This is a genomic window from Psychrilyobacter sp., from assembly GCF_049671765.1.
Lineage (GTDB): Bacteria > Fusobacteriota > Fusobacteriia > Fusobacteriales > Fusobacteriaceae > Psychrilyobacter.
Window position 1 is genome coordinate 1 of the sequence record NZ_JBATVM010000073.1, and the last position, 19,350, is coordinate 19,350.

Genomic DNA, 19,350 nt, shown 5'->3' on the forward strand with positions numbered 1-19,350 from the left:
AGCGAATCTGCTCCTGATTTATTTAAACTTTCCAATATACTTTTACTCTTACCGCATATATGAATAATTATTTTTGTTTCTTTTCTATGCACTGCTTCTGATATTTTTTTATACATAGGTATCATAAATTCTTCAAAGTTTTTCTTGCCCAATATTTCCCCTGTTGCACTAGGATCCGACATAGCTATAAGATCAGCACCATTTTCTATCATCTCACTTGCAAATTCAATCAAATAATCTGTAACAACTTCTAAAAATTTCATTGCCTTAACCTTATCTTTTCTCATCATCTTGTAATAATCTGTTGGTTCAATAACAGATGTCACTACACTCATAGGACCTGTTATATTCCCTATCACTGGAATTTCATCATTTTTTAACCTTGATATTGCTTCTAATACGACTAAGGCTCTTTTAGAATGTTTTACTTTTATCTCATCTAAATAATTTAGAATATCATCATTATATTTAGTTATCCTTGGTTCGACTAATTTACTCCCTAGATCTACTTCTACATCAAAAGCTTCGCTCTCTATCGTCATACAAAAAGGCACTCCATAATTTTCAAAACCTGTTATTTCATGTACTTTTATCGCAGCTTCTACCATTGCATCTACATCACTGTTGTGATTTTTCTTCATTCCTTCTACAACTTCTGTCACTGCTGCATTCATCATTCCACCTGGACATATAACAGGGGGTCTGTCTGTATTTTTTCCATTTAAGACATCTAGCAGTCTTTGTTTTTCAGTCATATTTCCTCCATATTAAACATAAGCAGTTATTATTATCTTAATAAACTCTTATTTTTTATTCTTCTAAAGCTATTCTATGTCACTTTTAAAATCATAAGCACCATAACTTCTCGCTGCATCCATCATTGCATCTATATTTTCAAATGGTACTTTTTTTGGTATTTCACAGCCTGAAGATAATACAAACCCACCAGCATATCCTTCCATCTCTTCTAATACTCTCTTATAGGCACCCATTATGTCTTCCCTTGTCCCAAATAATAATTCATCTGCTGGAGTTATATTTCCTAGTATTGCTGCTTTACCAGCTACCTTTTCCCTAGCAACACTTAAATCACAGATATCTATACTTAAAATATCTGCTTTTGTATCTGCCATAAGATCTATAATTTTATGTGTTTTTCCACATATATGTAGAGCTATGAGAGATTTCATCTCATGAGCTAAATCTACTAATTCTTGAGTAAATGGTGACGAAAATCTCTTATATAGTTTAGGACTTAGTATACTTCCAGAAGAAATTGGCTCCAAAATTATAGGCAACGCATTATGCTCTATACACTCCTTCATGAAGTTTTTACAACTTTCTGTTGTCATTTTAAGTAAATCCATACAAAGCTCAGGATCGTTGTACATCTCCTTTATAAAATTCTGAGTTCCTCTCAAAGTAGCAGCAGTCGATAATGGACCAGAAAAACATACTGCTGTAATTACCTCATCTCCTACTTTTTCATTTAACATATCCAAAGCTTCAAATAAAATTGGAAATTTTCCGTCATTCTTATCTGCGACTTTAATCTTATGTAGATCTTCTCTTGATTGTATAATAGGATTATGAGTACATGCAGGTTCATCGTCATAGTAGACTAATTCCTGTCCCATAGCTTCTGCAACATAAGATGTATTAGTAAATAAATATGACAAATCGTATTTATACCTTTCATATGCGGCAATGTAGGAGTCTGCCATAACCTTTGAATCCAATTGAAATTCATTGATAGTTTTCCCTATTAGATGGGAGGAGTTAGATGTAACTATAGGCATACAAAGGACTCTATCAATAGGCTTTCCTTGTAAAAATGCCATAACTCTTTCTTTAGATGTCAATATATCCTTTTTTATTTCCATCTATGCCGCCTCATGTATTTCTTTTATTTTTCTAACAGCTTCATTGGCATCTTTTGTATATAAATCTGCCCCAATCTCAGTTGCAAATCTTTGGGATATAGGCCCTCCTCCGATCGCAACTTTTACAGAATCTCTCATCCCTTCAGCTTTTAATTTTTCGATAACAATTTTCATTCCTTCCATGGTAGTTGTCATAAGTGTAGACATAATAATAAAATGAGCATCTACTTCTTTTGCTTTATTTACAAATTCATCTAGTACTACATCTCTTCCCAAGTCATGAACTTCTATACCACCAGCTTCTAACATAATCTTAACTAAATTCTTTCCTATGTCGTGAGTATCTCCTTCTACTACACCGATTACTGCTCTTATTTTATCTGCAGATACATCCCCTTCCAAATGAGGCTTTAATACATCTATTCCGATATTCATAGCATCTGAGCAAATAAGTACTTCAGGCAAAAAATATTCCTCTTCTTCATATAGCTGGCCTACTACTTCCATTCCTGCGATTAAACCTTCTTGGATAGTTTCTTTTGCTGGTATTCCCATTTCAAGGGATTTTTTACAAAGTTCTTCTACAACCTCTTCTTCCATCTCTATTAAGTTGTTTTTTATCTCTTCAAATAATTCTTTTTTGGTCATTTTTTTCTCCCTTTTATTTATTTTCTCTAATCTACATTATTTTCTAATTATTAAGTTATACAGATAGATTTAGCCTATAAAGCATTCTTTTATTTAGTTGATTTTTATATTTTTGCATAAAAAAAGGCTACATAAATAACTACTGTAAATCAATAGTTTCATATGTTTTATAACCCTTATATTTTTGTATTAAAAAATACAAAGATTTATATTCTAAACTAATTAGATATAACTTTTTAGAATATTCTATTATTCATTTGTTGTTCTATAGTGATTGTTGGAACTAGTTGTTCCAGAAATAATTATTTAGGAATTTATAAAATATTAAGGTCAAATTATCTCGTTAATATATTTATTTATGTCCATCATAATTTTAAAATGGGTTGGAAGTTAAAGAGTTGAAAGAAATATATGTTTATAATATTGAAGCAGTAAAAACTACCTAATCTATTATTTTTTCAGAGTCTAAAAATTCCATCATAACTTCATCCAGAAGTTTATATTTTATTCAGGCTCAATTAAAACTTAATTTAAACATTATTTTTCTCCTTTAAAAATTTATTCATTTAATTTATACCATTTTTTAATCCATTTGTCATCAAAAATTAAGCGTTTATTCTATATTTTAGCTTTTACACACCTAAATCAAATAATTGTTCTATATTTTTTTGTTCAATTTTCCTATAAGAGTCAATTTATTGTTTCTTTTTCTACTTTCTTCCCCATTTAGATATAGTCTCTAAATTTTCTGTAGGAGTATCATTTGTACATGAACACCCAAATCCCATAAGAAAATTATTATAGTTGCTCATCTTTTTATCCAGAACACATACAGCTTCTTTAACTTCTCCTGCACTTCCTCTTCCTAAAGTATAAATAGGATCTATATTTCCTATAACAATTTTATTTTTAGGGAAAGTTTCTATAATTTTTTCCATATCCATAATTTGATCAAAACTAAAGGCATCTATTGGAGTCTCTAGTATATAAGGATAAATCTTAGTTGTGTCTCCACATATATGTACACATTTCCAGCAATTTAAATCTTTAAAAATTTTATTTAAATTATCTAATACCATCTCTGTAAATTTTTTAGGAGCTAACATAACTGTAGAAGGCTCCGCTATAGATATCATCTGTACACCGGCTTCTACTATGGCCTTTGCATATCTATCCACTACTTTCCCTGTAAATTCCAAAAGTTTTTTTACAAAGTTAGGATTTTTTATAGTTGCTTTTAGTAACCCTGTTGCTCCAGCTAGCTGTACAGCCATAGTAAATGGCCCTTGGAGAGATACAAATAATGGTTTATCTATATTTTCTGAAATAAGGTTGAATGATTCTAGATTAGTTTTCATCCTTTTATTGGTATACGGGTTTGGAATTTCTAATTTTTCCAAATCCTCTATAGTTTTTATTGGATGATCCATTACCATGGAAAAGTCATAATCTGGCTTTTTTAACATAACTCCTAAAACATCACAGAATAGATTCCCTTCATCTAAAGCATATATAAAATCACTGGAAAATTTTTCATCCATCTTCTTTGCAAGCATTAATTGCTCTTTAGGAGAAGCATATATTTCCTCCATGGTCTTTTCTATCATAATAGGACCGTTTGCTCCCATAAATGGTAGGAGATATCCCCTCTCTTCTTGATTTATATATTCCATAAGTGTCATAATCTAGTTCCTCCATTACTTTATTACCTTTATAAGTTTATTTTTTATTTCCATATATTTTTCGTAATCTACAGAATAATTCATATCTACAGAAAATTCTTCTGTAGCTTTCATATCTTTTTTATCTCCTAAAACTTCCTTTAAAAGTAAATTTATTTTTTCCTTTCCCATCTTCTTTTCGGCTATCTTCATTATTTCCTGATCCTGAATCCCAAATCTTAGATTTTCCCATCTTATAGATCTTATAGGTTTCATGTCTCTTCCAGGATATACAAAGAACATATCTCCTGCCTTCCATCTAGGACTTTTATAACTAATATTATCAAATGGTTTACTTGTCCAAAGTGCATAATCCCATCTTAAAAAACCATTTAGTCCCATATAATAGGAATACCATCCTGCTAGTCTACTCTCCATAAGAGGTGAACTTATAAAATGATTTAATTTATCAGGGAACCAGCAAACATACCAGGTTAATTTCCCTTTTATTTTCCCCTTTATCTCACTTAAAATATTTTTACTTTTTAGTAATAAAGGTAGAGAAAGGGAAATATCTGAAATACCATCTAATCCATCTGTAAAACTGTCTTCATGTAGAGCAGTTTTTATTAGAATATCCATTCCAGCTGAATCCTTTAAAAATTTTGACCACCTCTTGAAATCCTTTGGATTTTTAGGCATATCACTTATTACCCTTACCCTATCCATGAGGTTCCTTTCATTAAAAAATTCAAATACTTGCCTAATATATTCTCCTAAATCTTTTTTGTTGTCTATATAACCATAGGTTCCACTTTCTTCTGAAAAGAAACTAACTCTTATATAATCGTCATAGTCTTTTAGAGGGTTTCCAAAATCTGTCCTCTGCCAACTGGCTAAAAGACCAAAAATATCAATTTCATTTTCCATCCCATATTTAAAGCAAATATTAAGGTACCTTTCAAGGGCAGTAAAATTGCATACTATCCTTCCTTTCATATCTCTTTTTACTCCGATAATATTATGTTCAAAAAGATTTGAGCAATTTTCTTCAACCTGAAAACATCCCTGTCCTTCCCAAGAAAAATCTGAAGCTACAACAGTAATCACCTTTTCTCCTAATGAAGCCAGTTCTGCTGTATAATTTTCTATTATCTTAAAGTGATCATCACTCCAAAATTCTACTTCATACATCCTTGCCCAAGATGAAAGATGTTGCCAAAGATCTAAATGAAAATCAGAATCTTGTAATTTAGGTAGTACTTTATCTATCACGGTAATATCTACATTGATAACTTGCTCCTTTATTTCTGTCTCATACCCTTCTTGACTAAATAGATTTAGAACAATATTAAGATTTTCTCCATTATATTCTTTATCAACTTTCCCTTCTACCCAAATCATAGTTGGTTTATTTATCTCATTGTATAAATATTCCTTTTTTAATATAGAATCTGTTATGAGAGTCTTTGAATCATCATCCAGTACATATCCTAGAAAATATTCTTTAAGTTCTGTGTTTTCTCTTTTTTCAAGATCTATTCTTATTCTTTTTTTTAGCCCTTTATAACCTATATGATTATAATTCCCAAGAGAAAATAATATCTTTTCTTCACTAAGTAGCGCTACTTGAAATGCAAATTTTTCACCTTTTAATACACTTAAATTTAATTTATTTTCTACAGGAAGTTCCTTACCGTCTATATGTTTGAATGCTGAATTATAAAGTTTATATTGAATATTCATCTATTTCTCCTATTGGTAATTTAAATTTTCTGTCCATGGAAATGGAAGTGGAAATACTAAATTTATAAATTTTTCCAATTTTCCTCTATCCATATTTTTTTCCTTTCTTTCAACTTTTTTCTCAAAAATCAACTTAAGAAGTTCTTTATGTGACTCTATCTCTAGTTTTTCCATTCCTAAACTCAGTTCATATCTACCATCTATCTCTTTAACCACTAAAAACTTCACTTCTTTAGCTGTAATATATTGTCTAAAATATGGTCTTAGCTCATCTATTAATCCTTTGAAATCTATTATTTTTAGACTTCCTGAAAGTTCTTCTACTTCTCCATGATATCCTGTAGGAGCTATTTCCCCGTGAGGTAAAATATATTCTATTTTATTTATACCCAATTGAGTTCCAAGAAACCCTAGTGCACCAAAAATTTCACTCTTTTCGCCACCAGCTTCCTTTACTTCTACATTTTCATCTGTTTTTTTTAGGATTACATATCCTCTTACATCACTTTTATCTTCCAATACATACCTTTTGTACGATGTATCTCCAAAGGGAAAAGTCCCCGAATCTATGAGTATCTCAAAATCTGTTCCTATTCTTAAATATCTTGTTCCACAGGAATTATAGATTTTTTTTAATGACACTAGATCATCTTCTTTATATTCTCTAACTGTATATTTTAGATCAAGATGACTTGCTAAAACCTCGTATCTCCTACAGTTTTTTACACTCTCAGCTCCCCAGTTTTTATATAAATTTCTCGTACTAGATATCAGACAAATATTTATTCCTATCTCTTTCATCCTTCTTTCTACATCTCCTAAAACTTTGGAGGAATATTTTCTCCCCCTATAATCTGGATGAGTACATACAGCTCCTATAGATCCAGTAGATATAGGTACTCCTTCAATTAATATTTTTTGTGGACGGAAATTTACAACAGAAATTATTTTTTTATCTTCTTTTATTATTCTCATATTTTCTGCATTTTCAGATGTAAGAAGTAATGGAAATTCTTTTTCCATAGTATGGGGAAGACCTCCCCTACCAGTTCTAAATACACTATTTATAAGATCTATTACTTCTATTATCTCATCTTCTTTTGTTCCTCTTATCTCTATAGTTTCTATCCCTTTAATCCCGATAATGCTACCCCCTCTTCAAACTGCTTTTGGAGGAGGATATAGAAGATAAATGAAGGTAAAAATGTCATAGTAGCCCCTGCCATAACTAATCCATAGTTAACAGAATACTGAGCATTCATACTAGCCATCCCTACAGTAAGAGTTCTCATAGAATTTGAAGTAGTAGCTATAAGTGGCCATAAAAATTCGTTCCATGCTCCTATAAATGTAAATATTGAAAGTGCTATTATTGCTGGTTTTATTAGTGGTAAAACCACCTCTATAAATATTCTAAATTCTGAACACCCATCTATTCTAGCTGCATCCATTAGATCTCTAGGCACTTTTAGGATACTCTGCCTCATTATGAATACTCCTACAGCTGTTGGAAGGGGAAGTATCAAAGCCATATAAGTATTTAGCCAACCTAGCTGTCTCATTATTACATAGAGTGGTAATAACGTTACTTGAGAAGGTATAATAAGGGTCATTAACATAAAGAAAAATATCTTTTCCCTTCCTCTAAATTCCAGTTTAGCAAAAGCATACCCTGCCATCGAACTAAATACTACGGTCAATAAAACTCCACTTAGTGATATGAATAAACTGTTCAAAAAATAAATAATAAAACTTGTGTTATAAAAAATTTCTCTGTAATTTTTAAGTGTCAAATCATCTAAAGCAAACTTAAAGTTATAAGCTGTATAAGTTACCCTTAGAGATGTCATAAACATATAAAGAAATGGGATTATCATAAAACTGGCTATTAATATTAAAACCAGTCTTCCTAATTGTTTTTTCATCCTTTCCTCCTAATAAACTTCTGATTTTTCTTTTTTTAAAAAACTTTTCTGAACTATTGCTGCGATAGACGAAAATAAAAGTAATATATTGGCTACAGTCATTGCATACCCTGCATTCAAATTTTTGAAGGCATTGTTATATATATGGAGGACAAGGGTCATAGAAGAATTTCCAGGCCCTCCCCCTGTTAAAGTATAAATAAGATCAAAAGTTTGAAGTGACCATACCATCCCCAAAAAAACTACCATTATTGTTGTAGGTTTTAGTAAAGGTAAAGTTATATTATAAAAAACATCCCATCTTCCTGCTCCGTCTACCTTGGCAGCCTCTGTATAATTCTTTGGTATTTCCATCAATCCAGCTATATAAAGGATCATAAAATACCCCGTATTCTTCCACACTGTTATTCCCATAAGAACAAATAACACTATAGACGAATCCCCTAACCAGTTAGGTTGAGTTATATTCAATACATTAAGGATCAAATTAAGAGGCGATCCTTCTCCATTTAATAATATCCTCCACACAATACTAACTAGTACCATAGAGGAGATTACTGGTATAAACATGGCCCCTTTTACAAATTCTGTCAGTCTACTTTTCCCTCTACTTACTAGCCAACTAGCCATAACTAAAGAAAAAATAGTCTGGGCAGGCACTACCCCCAATGTAAATAAAAAAGTATTTTTTAAAGATGCTTTAAAAGTTTTATCCAAAAGAAGATCACTATAATTTGAAACTCCTATAAATTCCGGTTTTTTTATGATGTTATAGTCTGTAAAACTAAAGTATATTGAAAGAAAAATTGGTATCACATAAAAAGTAAATAGTAGGAGGCTAAGAGGCCCTATAAAAATATAGGGCTTCCCATTACCTACTAGCTTTTTTATGCAAAATCTTTTCTTAGATTTTTCTTTGATTAAAAGAATTTCTGTGTTTTGCATATCCAACTCCTTATTATTTAGCTAATAATCTATTAGAATATTCTGCCGCTTCATCTAAAGATTCTTTAGCAGTTTTTTCCCCTGTCATCATCATTTGAAGTTGCTTCCAAAGATATTCATATATTTCTTCTCCATGAGGCCCTACTACAAGTGGTCTATATACTCCCACTTTTGTTTCAATTATCTGTTGTAATCTTGGATCACCTTGATAAGGTTCGCCTTTAACAATTGGTGCTCTTGGGTGATGTTTATGAAATTTAGTCATAGACTCAGAACTTAACATATACTCTATCAGTCCAAAAGCTAATTTTTTGTCTTTAGCACCTGACATAAGTACTAACTGATCTACTGATGCAAATGTACCTTTACTTTCTTCTTCAAGTGAAAGAATCATTCCATAATTCAAATCAGGAAATGATTTATCTAATATCTCTCCTGCTGCTGAAGATAAATATATAGAAAATAATGATTTTCCAGGACCAAATGTTGTTTGTAACATTTCTTTATTAGTTTGTGCCATATAATATGGAGGTAATACATCGTATTTAAACTTTAAATCTTTTAAGAAATTAGCAGTTTTTAACCCCGCTTCATTATTAAATTTCACAGATTTTAAATCATCATTAAATATATCTCCACCTGCTTGCCAAAGGAATCCATACCAATTCCAGTTTAAATCTCCAAAATAAGGTGCTCCCCATCCTTGAGAAAATCCCCATTGATCTATTTTCCCATCATTATTAGTATCTTTAGTAGCCTTTTTTGCAGATCTTATAAAATCTTCCCACGTAACAGGTACATCTTCACCTATAGATGCAAGAATATCTTTGTTATAATAAATAATTGCAGGATTAGCGGCTTCTAGTCCTAATCCATACATACCACCCATCATTTCTCCGTTTTTGATATATATATATTTATCATAATCTTCCTTTGTAAGATAAGGAGTAAGGTCTTCAACTGCTCCCATCTCTATAAATTGTGGAAACATTTCAGCATACATATATCCTACGTCTGGTCCTTGACCTGAAGCAATCCCAACAGCATACTTTTCAGAATAGTTTTCCCATGGAATAATTTCTAATTCTATTTCTATATTGTTTGCTTCCCCATACTCTTTCATGATAGGTTCCCATATAACTTTATCATTTTCCCCAATAGGCGGTAACCACACTACCAATTTTTCCTTTTTTTCCTTCTTCCCCCAAAATGCCATTGTCTTTGTGCTTGTTACTGCTGTCAATAAAATTAATGACAATATTAACGTTAATATTTTTTTCATTTGTTCCTCCTTATTTTTTAGTTTATATAAAAAGATAATATATTCACTCTATTTTTTAAAATTTAAAGCAATTAATCTCTTCTTAAATACTGATTATTCGATTTTTTATTATATGTATTCTCTCCATTTTCTTATTGTCTCTTTTATTTTCAATACAAAGAAATAATGAGAAAAAAGCTCATGACTAAAGATTTAAACTAAATTTTTAAAATTAATGATTTTAATTTAATCATTACAAATGACCTCTCTATTTTACGAAAGATAAATTATATTTATGTATTAAAAAAGATGGCATAAATAACTACTATAACTAAATAGTTTAATATGCATTTTCTATTAAATTTTATTTTTACAGTGAATGTTAATTGGAACAGAATAGTTCCGAAAACAATTATCTTAGAAATAGATAAAATATCAAGGTCATAATATCTCGTTAATATCTTTATTTATATCTATAATAATTTCAAAATGGGTTGGAAGTTAAAGAGTGAAATGGAATAAATGTTTATCATATTAAAATAGTAAATACTACTTAACATATCCTTTTTCAAATCCTAAAAGCTCCATCATAACTTCATCCAGAAGTTTATTTGCTAATCAAGCTCAATTAAATTTAAATTTAAACATATTTCTTCTCCTTTAAAAATTTATTTACATAATTTATACCATTTTTTCCTTAAGTTGTCATTAAAAAGTAAATTAAATTAAGTTAATTTTCTAAAATATACATTTTTTATCTATTTTTTTTATCTCTCATTTTCTTTGAAATCGTATTTTTCTTTTTTTTTTAGTATGATATACTTATAAATATAAAACCCTCAAATTTAATGAAAAATTGTAAAAAAAGGAGATATATCAATGAATAAAAATATACTATTGGGAGTTACTGGTGGAATTGCAGCCTACAAATCTGCTAATATTTGTTCTCTTTTAAAGAAAAATGGATATAATGTAAAGATCGTAATGACTAAAAATGCCACTGAAATAATCACACCTCTTACCCTAGAGACTCTTTCTAAAAATAGAGTAGCTATCGATATGTGGGCTGAAAAATCAAACATAGAAGTAGAACATATAAGCTTAGCCGACTGGGCTGATCTAGTTTTAATTGCACCTGCTACCTATAACATCATCGGAAAAGTTGCAAATGGTATAGCTGACGACATGCTTTCTACTGTGATCTCTGCATCTTGTGCTCCTACTTATTTTGCTCTAGCCATGAATGTAAATATGTATAACAATCCCATCCTAAAAGATAATATCAAAAAATTAGAAGGTTATGGATATAACTTTATAGATGCTGATTCAGGCCAACTTGCCTGTGACTGGATAGCTAAAGGAAGACTAAAAAAAGAAACTGATATAGTCGATATTGTAAATAATCATTTTGAGTCTTTAGAAAAAGAAAAGTTTTTAAAGGATAAAAATATCTTAATTACAGCTGGCCCTACTGAAGAAGCCATCGACCCTATTAGGTATCTTAGTAATCGATCTACAGGTAAGATGGGATATGCTTTAGCTACTGCAAGTGCTGAGTTAGGAGCCAATGTTACCTTAATTAGTGGCCCAACTCATCTTCAAGTTCCAGATGGTGTAGAATTTATATCTGTAAAGAGTGCCGATGATATGTATGAAGCAGTCTTTAATAAATTTGAAAAAATGGATATTGCTATTGGCTGTGCTGCTGTTGCAGATTATAGAATAAAAAAATATTCAACTTCTAAAATCAAAAAAAAAGATGGTGATCTAGTTTTCGAATTAACTAGAAATCCAGATATCCTAATGGAAATGGGTAGGAGAAAAAAAGAACAAACTCTTATTGGATTTGCTGCCGAATCTGATAACCTAATCGAAAATGCCATGAAAAAATTAGAAAAGAAAAATCTAACTCTAATAGTAGCTAATTCTACTAGTGCTTTTGGAAATGAAAGCAATGAAGTGTTCTTTATTAATAAGAATAAAGATATTTTGGAAATCCCAAAAATGAAAAAAAAAGACCTTGCATTTAAAATTTTAGAAACATTAAAATAAATTAATATATATATTGACTAATTCTTATTTATATACTATAATCGTATCAATACCAAATTAATTAGGAGGAGTTTAATGAAAAAATTATTAATATTATTAGCAGCATTATCACTTGTAGCATGTAGCAGTAACGAACCAAAGGAAGATATAGTAGAACCTACACCTGTAGTTTCTGAGGTTGTCGTAGAAGAGACTCCTGCTCCTGTTGAAGAAACTATGGTAACTGAAGAAGCCCCTGCTCCTGTTGAAGAGCCGGTTATGGAAGAAGAAGTCGTTGTTGAAGATGCTCCAATGGTAGAAAAAGTTCCTGCAGGCTATACAGTTGTAGAGGGAGATAACTTATTTAGAATTGGATTAAAATATAATGTGTCTTGGGAAAAATTAGCTACAGATAATAACATTTCTAACCCAGATGTTATTGAAGCTGGTCAAATATTAACAGTACCTACAAAATAAGTTATTAAGAACCACTTATAAAAAAAATAAAAGATGATCTCTGAATTTAAGAGGTCATCTTTTTTATTAATTTATATAGTAATTTTACCTTCTTTTACTATTTCCCTTACTCTTTCTAAATCTTCCTTGGTATCCACTCCTACTATTTTATAAGGGGTTTCTAAAACTTTTATTTTATAACCATTTTCTAAAACTCTAAGTTGTTCTAATGATTCAGATATCTCTAAAGGCGTTTGATCCATCTGTGAATATTTAATAACAAAATCCCTTCTATACCCATATATTCCTACGTGCTTAAAATAATTTTTTATATCAAGTTCCCTAGGATATGGAATAGGTGATCTAGAAAAATAAATTGCATAGTCGTCTTTACTTGTAACCACCTTTACATTATTTAGATTTTCTATCTCTTCCATAGAATCTATCCTATGTTTCAAAGTTGCCATACTCAAGTTATGTTCCTTTAAAAATGGGGTAATCAGAGCATTAATCATCTCTTTTTCTATAAGAGGTTCGTCACCTTGTATATTTATAATCACATCAAATTCACTATAAATTTCTGCAACTTCAGCTATTCTAGAAGTCCCATTTTGGTGACTCTCAGAGGTCATGACAACTTCTCCTCCGAATGACTTCACTTTATCATATACAAGTTGATTATCTGTTGCTACAACGACCATATCCAGATTAGACGATAAACTACGCTTATATACCCATTCAATCATAGAATGTCCATCTATATCCGCTAAAGGTTTCCCTTCTAACCTTGTTGAAGCATATCGTGCTGGAATAACTCCCAAAAATTTCATATTTCCCTCCAATTACAATTTTTCCTTAATTATACAATAAAATCGCCTAAAAAAAAAGGAAGTTAATTTATTTTAAGTATACTAATTAACGTTCTTTTATTTTGGGATATAAAATTAATTGTTGATTTATTAGGAGTAAATATTTATAATATAATAAATAAAGACTTATAAGTTAAATAAGTATTATTTTAAAATAATAGGGTGGTGGAGAAATGAATAAAAATATATCTGAAGATATAGCTTTTTTTAATCTATTAAAAGGATTAATTGCACCAAAATTAGGGAATGAAACATTCAATTATAATCTTTCTATAAGTGATCTTTCTAATAAAATGGAAATAGACATTAAAATAATTTCTAAATTTTTAAAAAAATTACAAGGAAATGGCCTTGTTGAAATTTTAAAAGAGGTCGACGGAAGTGTTTATCTACATTTTGAAAAAACACATGATAAATTACTAGAAATTATATCTATTGACGCAGTAGAAGAAGAAATTTCTCATATGAGTGATTTTATAAAGAAAAAAATTGCATATTTTCATATAAATGACTCAAATACATTCATCACACAATATGCCTTAGAAATAAAAATTTTATTAGATGAAAAAGGACCTGATGCTGACATAAGTGATATTATTTCTAGAGGTATAAAAGATATATTAAGTGAAGAAAAAAATAGAACTCTACTTAATAAAACAATATTTGAAATCGCTAAAAAAGCTGATGATGATGACTTAAAAATACTAGAAGAAATTATCTATTATAAATTAAATTTACCTGTCGAAGAAAACCCGTTTTTAGTAACACTATTTTTAACCGCTATATCTTATAAAATCCAATATCTATAAGATTTTAAGGGCATAATTTATGCTCTTTTTTTATATAATTGTCAATAACTTTAAAAGACAAAATTTTAATAAAATAATAGAAAAGAGATAGAATAATGTAAAACACGACTAAAATAAAGGAAACTCTTAGGTCAAACAGAATAAATATCTAAATAGGTATAAAATAAATAAAAAAAGGATGAGTTCATATGAAAAAAATAATATTGATATATATAATTATAAGTTTATGGAGTTATGGATACGATTATCCATATACAGATCCATATTTAGCAACAGTTCTTGGCACTCCGACTAAAAATATGGTGCCATTTAAAAATACAGATTTTAAGGAGATACGATTAAACTTAAAAAATGAAAAAGCTCCACCTAATCTATGGTACTTAGATGGCTTTCGATTTGGTTTAATGGCTCAAGATCAGAAAGCTCCTCTTATATTTTTATTGGCTGGAACAGGATCTAAATATAATTCCCGTAAGATGCTGACTATGAGTAGAATATTATACCAAAATGGGTTTAGTGTTATTATGCTTCCTACTAGCTTTGATTATAATTTTATTATTTCTGCTTCTAAAACCCATGCTCCAGGGTTCTTAGAAAAAGACAGCAATGAAATATACGACATAATGGGGTTAGCTTTGAATAAAGTAAAGGACAAAATTCAGTATAAAGAAACCTATGTTACCGGATATAGCTTAGGAGGTACAATTGCCCTAGCTGTTGGAGAGATAGATAGTCGAAAAAAGCATTTTAACTTTGAAAGGATTCTATCGATCAATCCAACTGTAAGCTTATACGATTCTGCTAAACTATTAGACCATTTATTAGATGATAACATAAAAACCGAAGAGGAATTAGATCAATTATTACAAAAAATAATTTTAGGTATAATGCAATATAGTCAAGAAAATGGAAAGATGAAAATAGATGAAGCTACAATTTATTCACTTTTTAAAAAATTAAATATGAATGATGATGAACTAAAAATTCTCATTGGTATTACATTTAGATTTGTAGCAATAGATGTCAACTATATTAGTGACCTCATGACTAAAACTGGAATATATACAGACCCTGACAAAAAATTAACTAAATTCCAAAGCATGAGTGAATATTATAGTGCTGTTAATTATAGCAATTTTCAAAACTATATAGACAGAATCGGGTTTGAAACATATAAAAGATTAGATAAAACTCTGACTATGGAAAAAATGATAAAGTATAGTAGCTTAAAATCTATAGAACCGTATTTAAAATCTGCTAAAAATATTATGGTAATTACCAATAAAGATGAATTAATATTAACTCCTGATAATCTAAAATATTTAAAAGACACCATGGAAAACAGAATAAAAATTTATCCATATGGAGGACATTGTGGAAATATTTTCTATAAAGATAACATAACTTTCATGATGGATTACCTTAAAAGAGGTGAGTTATAAATGAAAAAAGTACTTATTTTAATAACTTTAATTTTTATGGGTTGTAATAAACTAGAAGTAAAGGAAAAAAAAATTTATAATGTAACAAAAAAAACTACTACAAAAGAAAATTTTAAATTTAATTTAAATGATGGAGAATCTAACCTCATGTATGCATATGACCCTTTTGAACCATTAAATAGAAGGATCTACTATTTTAACTACCAATTTGATTATTGGGTGGCTTTACCTGTCTCTAATTCATATAAATTTTTTCTTCCACAAACAATCAGAACTGGTGTAGGTAATTTTTTTAACAACTTATATGAACCTATCAGTACAGTAAATGGAATTTTAATTTTAGATTACAAAACCATATTTACAGGAATAAGTAGATTTTTTATAAATACTACAGCAGGTATTCTAGGTTTATTTGATATAGCAACCCTTATAAAGATCCCTGAACACAAGGTTACTCTAAATGATACCCTAGCAATATACGGAGTAAAGGATGGACCATATCTAATCCTCCCATTTTTGGGACCTAGTGACCTTCGAAATGCCAGTTCCTTGCTGACAACCTTTGTTTTAAGAGCACCCCTTGATCCTATCAATATCTATGGGGGGTCAGATACTTTATGGCATGACCTTGCTATCAAAGGTCTAGAAGCGGTAGATGCTAGAAGTGGTGTTGATTTTCAATATTATAGCCTAGGAACTCCATTTGAGTACGAATATATCCGATTACTTTATTTAAAATCTATGGAAATTAAAAAAATTAACATTAAAAAAAATTAATTTTTAGATTGACACCGACCTATAGGTAGGCTATAATAATTAGGTTATTAAGGAGGAAGAAGAGAATGTATAGTACCAAAAGTAAAATAATTAATACAGCTCTGAAAATGGTTAGTGAAAACGGATACGAATGGCTAAGTTTTCAGAAAGTAGCAGATGAAGTAGGAATTGCAAAATCTAGTATCTATCATTATTTTAAAAAGAAAGAAGATCTAGGTATTGCAATAATGGAATTGATAGAAGAAAAAATAATAATAAAGAAAGATAAAATACTAACTTATGAAAGTGAAAAAGAAAAATTAAATGCTTATTTAATAAAAGCAAATACAGAAGAAACCTTATACTACGAAGTAATTGCAAAATTAACTTTTGATTTTAATGGATTACCATTAAACCTTCAAAATAAAATAAGAGAACATTCTTTAAAAACTCATGAATTTGTCTTGCAAATTTTAAAGAGAGGAATAGAAAAAAAAGAATTTAATATAACAAAAAATTTAGAAGAAACTACCATGGGGATAATACTTATGAGTATTGGAAGTTATATTTATGGAAGAGTATTCAATAATATAGAACTAGATATCAGTAAATATATCACTAACAGCATAACAAATTAATAAAAATCAATTTATAGGAAATTAAAGTATTTTACATATAATATAAATTAGTAAATAATGGAAACGAATACAAAAAGTTGATAGCTAATTAATTAAATAAATAAATAAAATTAAATATATAGGAGGAGACAAAATTGATAAAAAAAATAAGCTTAATTGTTATGTTATTCATCATAAATGTTTGCACTTTTTCCAAAGAAGTTGTAAATGTTGCTGTATTATACAGTCAAAAAAGTAGTAATAATATAAAAAATTCTCAAAGTATCATTGAAAAGGAGTTTACAGATGTTTTAGAAGGAAATTATACTGTAGTTTTCCCCAAGGAATTACAGCTTATAGCAAAAGAAGGTCCAGAAGAAATTGATAAAAGTTATTCTAACCTAGTTCAAAATAAAAAAGTCGATGTAATAGTAGGTGGAGACCATCTAGTATCTAATCAGATCATTAGCAAAGAGAGTATAAAAAAATTAAGCATTATGCCTTTTACTCAATATATCTCTCATGGTGAAACTAGTCAAGTTGAAAATCTCACTTATAGTGTCCAAGAAATCGGATTTGATAAAATCTTTCAGCTTCTTAGAAGTGTAGATAGAGATTTTTCAGAAATTGCTCTTATAGCACCTGAAGAATTTTTTGATGTAGATCAAAAAATGTTTTCCTTTATAGAAGAAAAAGTCAGAAAAAATGGAGTATCTAAGGTAAAATGGATCCCTTTTAATGGCAATTATGAAAAATTAGCTGAAGATGTAAAAGGACAAACAGTAGCTCTTTTAGGTGGTTTTTCTGATAGTGATAAATTTGCTCAAATTATAAATGTTTTAAACAACGAAGAAATAGTAACATACGCTGATGGATATGGCAGCGATATAAGTGAACAAGCATACCTATCTTTCGAAGTAGATACAAATACCCAAAGAAGACTCAGAAAATCTGCTATTTCACTACTAGAAATATTAGGTGGGGAAAATGCAAAAGATCAAAAAGTGTATGTAGTTGGTGGAGAATTAAGACCAGTTATTAATCAATCTGTAGCTGAAAAAATAGGAAAATGGCCAAATTGGAGAACAACAGTCTCTGCTAAGATAATCGGAAAAGAGGATTTAGGAGAAGAATTAACGCTTTATACTTCTATAAGCAAAGGACTAGAAGATAATTTGCAACTAACAATAGACAAAAATGATCTAAATATTCAAGAATATAAACTAGATGCAACTAAATCATCTAGACTTCCGCAAATAATAGCAGCAGGTGGATATAAAATTGTAGATCAAGGACAAGCCGGTGCTCCTAACGATGTTAAGAAAAAAAATACATATGTAGGAGTAGGATTAAAACAAGTCCTGTGGAACGATAAATTAAATTCATCTGTCTCTATAGAAAAAAATGTTTATAATGCAGAAAAAGAAAATTATAAACAAAGTAAATTGGATACAGTTTTAAAAATTTCTACAGCTTATTTTGATGTATTGAAACTAAATGCTTCTAAAAGCATACAATACAGTAACTTAGAACTGACTAAAAAGAATTTAGAGTTGGCTAAAGTCAGAGAAAAAGTGGGATACTCTAGAAAATCAGATGTATATAGATGGGAAAGTAAACTCGCTACAGACATCAGTAAATTAAGCAATTCCCAAGCTAAACTTAAAAATGCCAAAGAGCAATTAATGAGAATTCTAAATAACGACCTAAACACAAATTTTCAACCTATAGACGTTTTAGATACTGAAGAGTTTTTAGGAATAGCAGGTTTGGAATTAACTAAGAAAAATGTGATGGATGATACTTTAGATAAATTAATAATATTAGGACTTGAAAATTCTACAGAGATCAAACAGATCAAAAGTTATATGATAGCTGCTGAAAGAAAATTAAAGGAAGTAAATAGAAATTTCTATAGTCCTGAAGTAGCGTTGACAGCTGACTATAACTATTATATGGATAGAAGTGGTAGTGGAACTCTTTATTCTGATCCTAATAGTGATCCTAGAAAAGAAGCTTGGACTGTAGGAATACAAGTGAGTATTCCATTATTAGAAGGTGGAGAAAGAATAGCTAAGAAAAATACTGCTACAGAACAAGTTCAAAAACTAACAATTCAAAAAGAAGATGTTGAAAATGGTGTTAAACAAAATATCAGAGCTTCTTTTACAGACTTAATAACAGCTAAAATAAATGTTGAAACTTCAAAAGATGCAAGAGTTGCTGCAATTAAAACTCTTGAATTAGTAACTGATTCATATTCTAGAGGAGAAGTATCTATAACTGAGTTACTAGATTCTC

The 19,350-nt window shown here is 29.6% G+C and carries 17 protein-coding genes; 7 read left to right on the top strand and 10 right to left on the bottom strand.

The features are described 5' to 3' along the window. The 9 genes from WBG30_RS03695 to WBG30_RS03735 form a co-directional block, all read right to left on the bottom strand. A partial coding sequence (locus tag WBG30_RS03695; protein ID WP_424503299.1) for a uroporphyrinogen decarboxylase family protein occupies positions 1-755 on the bottom strand: 755 nt, incomplete at its 3' end. Between the two features lie 69 nt (positions 756-824). Continuing rightward, positions 825-1,883 (bottom strand): uroporphyrinogen decarboxylase family protein, encoded by a 1,059-nt coding sequence (locus WBG30_RS03700; RefSeq protein WP_424503300.1) that lies wholly within the window; start codon positions 1,881-1,883, stop codon positions 825-827. Further along, positions 1,884-2,531: a corrinoid protein gene (locus WBG30_RS03705; RefSeq protein ID WP_424503301.1), complete on the bottom strand. Its 648-nt coding sequence runs from the start codon at positions 2,529-2,531 to the stop codon at positions 1,884-1,886. It abuts the gene before it with no gap. A 710-nt stretch (positions 2,532-3,241) separates the two neighbouring features. Beyond that, the gene (locus WBG30_RS03710) at positions 3,242-4,213 is read right to left on the bottom strand and encodes a uroporphyrinogen decarboxylase family protein (protein WP_424503302.1); all 972 of its coding nucleotides are present in this window, start codon (positions 4,211-4,213) and stop codon (positions 3,242-3,244) included. Positions 4,214-4,228: 15 nt separating this feature from the next. After that, entirely contained in the window at positions 4,229-5,938 is a 1,710-nt protein-coding gene (locus tag WBG30_RS03715) for a DUF4091 domain-containing protein (protein WP_424503303.1), read from the bottom strand. Positions 5,939-5,947: 9 nt separating this feature from the next. Next, entirely contained in the window at positions 5,948-7,084 is a 1,137-nt protein-coding gene (locus WBG30_RS03720) for a GNAT family N-acetyltransferase (RefSeq protein ID WP_424503315.1), read from the bottom strand. Next, complete coding sequence (locus WBG30_RS03725; protein ID WP_424503304.1) at positions 7,063-7,863, bottom strand: carbohydrate ABC transporter permease; 801 nt, start codon at positions 7,861-7,863, stop codon at positions 7,063-7,065. Before WBG30_RS03725 ends, WBG30_RS03720 begins: the two co-directional genes overlap by 22 nt. A gap of 9 nt (positions 7,864-7,872) precedes the next feature. Further along, positions 7,873-8,808 (bottom strand): carbohydrate ABC transporter permease, encoded by a 936-nt coding sequence (locus WBG30_RS03730; RefSeq protein ID WP_424503305.1) that lies wholly within the window; start codon positions 8,806-8,808, stop codon positions 7,873-7,875. A 13-nt stretch (positions 8,809-8,821) separates the two neighbouring features. Then, a complete protein-coding gene (locus WBG30_RS03735) occupies positions 8,822-10,090 on the bottom strand; it encodes an ABC transporter substrate-binding protein (RefSeq protein WP_424503306.1) in 1,269 nt (422 codons plus the stop codon). Between the two features lie 858 nt (positions 10,091-10,948). Here WBG30_RS03735 and coaBC point away from each other — a divergent pair. Both coaBC and WBG30_RS03745 read left to right on the top strand, forming a co-directional pair. Beyond that, entirely contained in the window at positions 10,949-12,121 is a 1,173-nt protein-coding gene (gene coaBC / locus WBG30_RS03740; protein ID WP_424503307.1) for a bifunctional phosphopantothenoylcysteine decarboxylase/phosphopantothenate--cysteine ligase CoaBC, read from the top strand. A gap of 75 nt (positions 12,122-12,196) precedes the next feature. Then, entirely contained in the window at positions 12,197-12,577 is a 381-nt protein-coding gene (locus WBG30_RS03745) for a LysM peptidoglycan-binding domain-containing protein (RefSeq protein ID WP_424503308.1), read from the top strand. 71 nt (positions 12,578-12,648) lie between these two features. Here WBG30_RS03745 and kdsB read toward each other — a convergent pair whose 3' ends face one another. Continuing rightward, positions 12,649-13,386: a 3-deoxy-manno-octulosonate cytidylyltransferase gene (kdsB, locus tag WBG30_RS03750; protein WP_424503309.1), complete on the bottom strand. Its 738-nt coding sequence runs from the start codon at positions 13,384-13,386 to the stop codon at positions 12,649-12,651. Between the two features lie 212 nt (positions 13,387-13,598). On the opposite strand from kdsB, the gene WBG30_RS03755 reads away from it, so the two are divergent. From WBG30_RS03755 to WBG30_RS03775, 5 genes are all read left to right on the top strand, one after another. Further along, the gene (locus WBG30_RS03755; RefSeq protein WP_424503310.1) at positions 13,599-14,234 is read left to right on the top strand and encodes a hypothetical protein; all 636 of its coding nucleotides are present in this window, start codon (positions 13,599-13,601) and stop codon (positions 14,232-14,234) included. Between the two features lie 188 nt (positions 14,235-14,422). Continuing rightward, positions 14,423-15,676 (top strand): serine/threonine protein kinase, encoded by a 1,254-nt coding sequence (locus WBG30_RS03760; protein WP_424503311.1) that lies wholly within the window; start codon positions 14,423-14,425, stop codon positions 15,674-15,676. Beyond that, positions 15,677-16,453, top strand: a complete 777-nt coding sequence (locus tag WBG30_RS03765; protein WP_424503312.1) for an MlaA family lipoprotein — start codon at positions 15,677-15,679, stop codon at positions 16,451-16,453. A 65-nt stretch (positions 16,454-16,518) separates the two neighbouring features. Next, the gene (locus tag WBG30_RS03770) at positions 16,519-17,070 is read left to right on the top strand and encodes a TetR/AcrR family transcriptional regulator (protein ID WP_424503313.1); all 552 of its coding nucleotides are present in this window, start codon (positions 16,519-16,521) and stop codon (positions 17,068-17,070) included. A 134-nt stretch (positions 17,071-17,204) separates the two neighbouring features. Beyond that, positions 17,205-19,350, top strand: a 2,146-nt coding sequence (locus WBG30_RS03775; RefSeq protein WP_424503314.1) for a TolC family protein, incomplete at its 3' end; no start/stop codon positions are given.

Bases quoted from the DNA above. Each gene is read 5' to 3' on its own strand.
- WBG30_RS03770 (WP_424503313.1), top strand. From the start codon at position 16,519: ATGTATAGTACCAAAAGTAAAATAATTAATACAGCTCTGAAAATGGTT.
- WBG30_RS03715 (WP_424503303.1), bottom strand. From the start codon at position 5,938: ATGAATATTCAATATAAACTTTATAATTCAGCATTCAAACATATAGAC.
- WBG30_RS03725 (WP_424503304.1), bottom strand. From the start codon at position 7,863: ATGAAAAAACAATTAGGAAGACTGGTTTTAATATTAATAGCCAGTTTT.
- WBG30_RS03760 (WP_424503311.1), top strand. From the start codon at position 14,423: ATGAAAAAAATAATATTGATATATATAATTATAAGTTTATGGAGTTAT.
- WBG30_RS03700 (WP_424503300.1), bottom strand. From the start codon at position 1,883: ATGGAAATAAAAAAGGATATATTGACATCTAAAGAAAGAGTTATGGCA.
- WBG30_RS03765 (WP_424503312.1), top strand. From the start codon at position 15,677: ATGAAAAAAGTACTTATTTTAATAACTTTAATTTTTATGGGTTGTAAT.
- WBG30_RS03710 (WP_424503302.1), bottom strand. From the start codon at position 4,213: ATGACACTTATGGAATATATAAATCAAGAAGAGAGGGGATATCTCCTA.
- kdsB (WP_424503309.1), bottom strand. From the start codon at position 13,386: ATGAAATTTTTGGGAGTTATTCCAGCACGATATGCTTCAACAAGGTTA.
- WBG30_RS03730 (WP_424503305.1), bottom strand. From the start codon at position 8,808: ATGCAAAACACAGAAATTCTTTTAATCAAAGAAAAATCTAAGAAAAGA.
- coaBC (WP_424503307.1), top strand. From the start codon at position 10,949: ATGAATAAAAATATACTATTGGGAGTTACTGGTGGAATTGCAGCCTAC.
- WBG30_RS03735 (WP_424503306.1), bottom strand. From the start codon at position 10,090: ATGAAAAAAATATTAACGTTAATATTGTCATTAATTTTATTGACAGCA.
- WBG30_RS03745 (WP_424503308.1), top strand. From the start codon at position 12,197: ATGAAAAAATTATTAATATTATTAGCAGCATTATCACTTGTAGCATGT.
- WBG30_RS03705 (WP_424503301.1), bottom strand. From the start codon at position 2,531: ATGACCAAAAAAGAATTATTTGAAGAGATAAAAAACAACTTAATAGAG.
- WBG30_RS03755 (WP_424503310.1), top strand. From the start codon at position 13,599: ATGAATAAAAATATATCTGAAGATATAGCTTTTTTTAATCTATTAAAA.